Origin of the sequence: Bacillus sp. JJ1609, assembly GCF_036967045.1 — a bacterium.
Taxonomy (GTDB): domain Bacteria; phylum Bacillota; class Bacilli; order Bacillales; family Cytobacillaceae; genus Mesobacillus.
This window is the reverse complement of record NZ_JBALSS010000024.1, coordinates 153,313-157,598: the sequence shown is the minus strand read 5'-3', so window position 1 is coordinate 157,598 and position 4,286 is coordinate 153,313. Positions and strand designations below refer to the sequence as shown.

The following is a 4,286-nucleotide window of genomic DNA, read 5'->3' as shown; positions in this document are numbered from 1 at the left end:
GGGTCCGAGAACAACTCAAGAGGAAAAAGGGCATCGAGTTGTTATAGGGAAGGTTCCAAGAACAACTCGAAGAGGAAAAAGCTTGAACTTGAGCCTTTCATCATTCTTCCACGCAGAAAGCGAGCATCCAGGAGTGGAAGTCAACCACTATTCTAATAGCAAAAAAGTTAACGAAACCATCTATTTATTTCACATACAGAAAAAGCCTAAGTAAATATAGTAGTATTTTCTAAATAAAAACAGCAATTTAAAAAATCTTAACAAAATAAGTCCTTCACATTGCGGGATTGCTGTGGATATCGTATCATTAATAACATAAATTATACTTGTACATATAATCACAAACTTAAAAATGATTATTGTGGCAATATTTGCTGTAAACTATAGAAAAATCGCCGTTTATTATTTGAAGGAGTGGAATAGATGAATATCACAATATATGATGTTGCAAGAGAAGCCAATGTCTCAATGGCAACGGTTTCACGTGTCGTCAACGGAAATCCGAATGTAAAGCCTGCTACCCGGAAAAAAGTAATGGAGGTCATAGACCGTCTTGGGTACCGTCCAAACGCTGTTGCCCGTGGTTTGGCAAGCAAGAAAACGACTACGGTCGGTGTGATCATCCCTGATATCGCAAGTCCGTTTTTCGCTGAACTTGCGAGAGGGATAGAGGATATCGCAACGATGTATAAATACAATATTATCTTAAGCAATTCAGATCAGAACATTGAAAAGGAATTGCACCTCTTAAATACGATGCTTGGCAAGCAGGTTGACGGCATTGTGTTCATGGGTGGAAATATTAAAGCAGAGCATGTTGAAGAATTTAAAAAATCACCGGTACCAATCGTTCTTGCTGGCTCCATTGAAGAGACTGGTGAAATTCCATCCGTAAATATCGATTATGAACAAGCAGCGTTTGATGCAGTACAAGCTTTTATTGAAAAAGGCCATACGGAAATTGCGTTTGTCATTGGTCCTCACCACGAGCCGATCAACAAGGAGAAAAAGCTTGAAGGCTACAAGCGTGCACTTAGTGATGCTGGCATTGCTTATAATGAAGATTTCGTTATCGAGGGAGATTATACGTATGATTCTGGCCTGGAAGCGATTGAAAGGATTCTTGAGCTTGATACAAAGCCAACCGCAATCCTGGTCGGTTCTGATGAAATGGCGCTGGGTGTCGTACATGGAGCTTTCGACCGTGGCTACAACGTTCCGGATGATTTCGAAGTCATCAGTTCCGATAACACTAGGTTGACGTTAATGGTTCGCCCGCAGCTGACTACAATCGTTCAGCCGTTATATGATATCGGTGCAGTAGCGATGCGCTTGCTGACCAAATATATGAACAAAGAGAATGTGGATGAGAACATCGTCGTATTGCCGCATAGGATTGAAAATAGAAATTCTACGAAATAATATGGGGGCCCTTGCTGTTGTGCAGGGGCCTTTTGATATTTTTTTCCATACTTCACAGCAGCGTTCAGAACAAAAAAACCGTATAAAGAGTCCCGGTTTTACTATCGGAATTCTTACACGGTTTCAGATTTTTTGTTAGATCGGATCGGATATAATGCTTTTTCGACTGTTTGAGCATTCTTTTCCGTAATTTCTGGTTTACGTGGAATGGGTGGATATAAATTCTCCGGATCATCCCACTCTTTTGCCAGTTCAACAGAGGCTTTATCCTTCCATTCGTCAATCCAATCTTGTGGCAAACTGCCATAACAATTGGAGTTTTCAATCATTTCAAGCCAGATGAGTGACCATGCTCTTGGCACAACCCGCCAAATGTCGTAGCCTCCGCCGCCTACGGCAATCCATTTGCCCCCGCAATATTGATGGGCAATCTCATGTGCCAGCTTTGGTATTTCCCTGTAAATCTTCATTGTTGATGAAAGATGAGTCAATGGATCAAGAAAATGGGCATCAGCACCATTCTGAGTAAGAATCACATCGGGCTTGAAAAATTCCGCAACTTCCGTGAGTGCATTTTTATAGGCATACAGCCAGGAGTCATCTTCTGTAAAAGCATCGACTGGAATATTGAATGAGTAGCCATAGCCTTTCCCTTGTCCTCGTTCATTCACGTTACCGGTGCCTGGAAATAAGTAACGCCCTGTTTCATGAATCGATAATGTGCATACATTCGGGTCGTCGTAAAAAGACCATTGGACGCCATCTCCATGATGCGCATCCGTATCTACATATAATACACGTGCATTGTATTTTTCCTGCAGATACTTAATTGCCACAGAGCTGTCATTATAGATGCAGAAGCCGGATGCCTTCCCCCTGAAGCCATGATGCAGTCCGCCGCCAAGGTGTAAGGCATGCTCAGCTTTTCCGCTCATCACATAATCGACAGCGGTCAGTGTGCCGCCAACCAAAAAGGCGCTCGCTTCGTGCATATTTGCAAAAATGGGCGTATCCTCTGTTCCCAATCCATATCCTTCAGCAGCGTCACCTTTAAGCTGTCCCTGGCCGGCAAGCTTAACCGCATTAACAAAATTGGGGTCATGGATCAGGCATAGTTCCTCATCCGTTGCCATTCGGGGTGCCACAATCTGATTTTCCTCAATAGCCCCCAATTTTTGCAATAAATCCAAAGTGAGTTTTAAGCGCATCTGATTAAAAGGATGTTGGCTGTTGAAACGGTAATTCAGCAGCTCTTCTGAAAAGACAAACACAGAACGGTCGGTCATGATGACATCCCCGGCAGGTTCGGCCATAACACGTTATGTCCAGCCTTTTTTAGATCCTCAATTACGGCTAATGGATTCATTGTCTGGATCCTTAATACTAGAATCTTAAAATTCTCATCCTTTTGATCAGGGTATACAAGAACGCTTTGGATATTGGCTTTTCTCTGGCAGATGACAGAGGATATTTCGTGCAGCATACCAGCCTTGTTTGGAACCTTCACTTCAATCTGAGAGCCTGGCTGATGGGCTCCAGTCAACTTTACTAATGTATGGAGCAGGTCTGTTTCGGTTACGATTCCGACCAGTTTCTTATCCTTGATGATGGGCAGGCAGCTGATATTATGCTCGTAAAATACAGCGGAAACCTCTTCTACAAAATCGAGTGGATGCCCTGTTATAACCTCCGTGGTCATAATAGAGCTAATAGGTTTATCAAGCTCATGCTTGTGCTCATCCCAATGGAAAATCGAAGGAGCCGCATCCTTGATATCACGATCAGATACCAAACCGAGAATAGCATGTTCAGTATCGACAATAGGTATATGCCGGATTTTTCGGTCGGACATCAGTTTAATCGCTTCTGCAATCGTGTTTTCCGGAAAAAGAGCAGAGACATTCTTTTTCATAATTTCTTCGACGATCATGTTTTTTCCCCCTTGAATGATGCGGTATCTTTCAAGTTAAGCCAAAATAAATCAATAGATGTATTGGTGATAATGGTGTTTAAGTATACGCTTATATCCTTTTAAAAAAGGGAATCTTACATATTTAAAATGCATAGCGATAAAATGTATGGATAAAAACCTATTAATACATGAACCTATTCATGAACCGCAGCTTGTCGAATTTCTGGACCGATTCCGTCGGGATTCTTTTACCGATTTTAGCCATTAGGCAGTTAGCTGGATGGGAGCTGATTTCCGGGTCATCTGTCGCATACCAGACAAGGCCGCCTGCATTCATCATTTTTTCCATGACTTTGCGGTATTCCCAAACATTAAGGCCGGTTCCTTTTAAATCCCAGTGCCAGTAATATTCTGTCGTGATGATGATATAATCTTCCATTGCGTCATCCATCATGGAAACCACCAATAGGTTTTTCCCGACTCTGCTTCCGCGGAATTCAGGAATAACCTCAATTGCGCCAAGCTCGATTAAATCTTCCATGCCGCCTTCCGACCACCGCTCAAGCGGATCTGGATAAAGATAAGTAACATAGCCGACAACCATATCCCCTGAACGGGCTACAATAATCCTTCCTTCAGGCAGACCAGCAATTTCAATAAGCGCCTTATGCTGCTGGGCGGGAGGACGAAAAGCTACCAAATCCTTATGAAATTCATAGCTTGCCAGTTTTTCAGGAGAAATTGGACCTTCAATGATTAAACGGCCATGAGGAGTTTTCAGTTCTTTTGCGTTATAAGTCTTTTTATGTTCCATTCAGTCACCACCCGTCAACAATTCAAACGTCAATTCTATTATACATAAAAACTAACAGATAAAAGCGCTTTCACAAAATTTTCTGTTTTTAAAACCTGTTCTTTTCGTAAGGCTATGTCAAACAAGGCTGTTGATTTT

Annotated in this window: 5 protein-coding genes; 2 read left to right on the top strand and 3 right to left on the bottom strand. The window is 42.2% G+C overall.

Annotated features, from left to right (window positions below; all coding sequences use genetic code 11):
- Positions 1–214, top strand: a 214-nt coding sequence (locus V7654_RS17135) for a hypothetical protein (protein ID WP_335431896.1), incomplete at its 5' end; no start/stop codon positions are given.
- A gap of 209 nt (positions 215–423) precedes the next feature.
- Positions 424–1,422, top strand: a complete 999-nt coding sequence (gene ccpA, locus V7654_RS17130; protein ID WP_335431895.1) for a catabolite control protein A — start codon at positions 424–426, stop codon at positions 1,420–1,422.
- A 113-nt stretch (positions 1,423–1,535) separates the two neighbouring features.
- Here the strand turns inward: ccpA and V7654_RS17125 are convergent, their stop codons facing one another.
- The 3 genes from V7654_RS17125 to V7654_RS17115 all read right to left on the bottom strand — a co-directional run bounded on the left by V7654_RS17125 (position 1,536) and on the right by V7654_RS17115 (position 4,148).
- Positions 1,536–2,708, bottom strand: coding sequence for an acetoin utilization protein AcuC (locus tag V7654_RS17125; protein WP_335432024.1), 1,173 nt, complete (start codon positions 2,706–2,708; stop codon positions 1,536–1,538).
- Positions 2,705–3,352: an acetoin utilization AcuB family protein gene (locus tag V7654_RS17120; RefSeq protein ID WP_335431894.1), complete on the bottom strand. Its 648-nt coding sequence runs from the start codon at positions 3,350–3,352 to the stop codon at positions 2,705–2,707. Before V7654_RS17120 ends, V7654_RS17125 begins: the two co-directional genes overlap by 4 nt.
- A 163-nt stretch (positions 3,353–3,515) precedes the next feature.
- Positions 3,516–4,148 (bottom strand): GNAT family N-acetyltransferase, encoded by a 633-nt coding sequence (locus tag V7654_RS17115; protein WP_335431893.1) that lies wholly within the window; start codon positions 4,146–4,148, stop codon positions 3,516–3,518.
- Between the last annotated feature and the right edge of the window lie 138 nt (positions 4,149–4,286).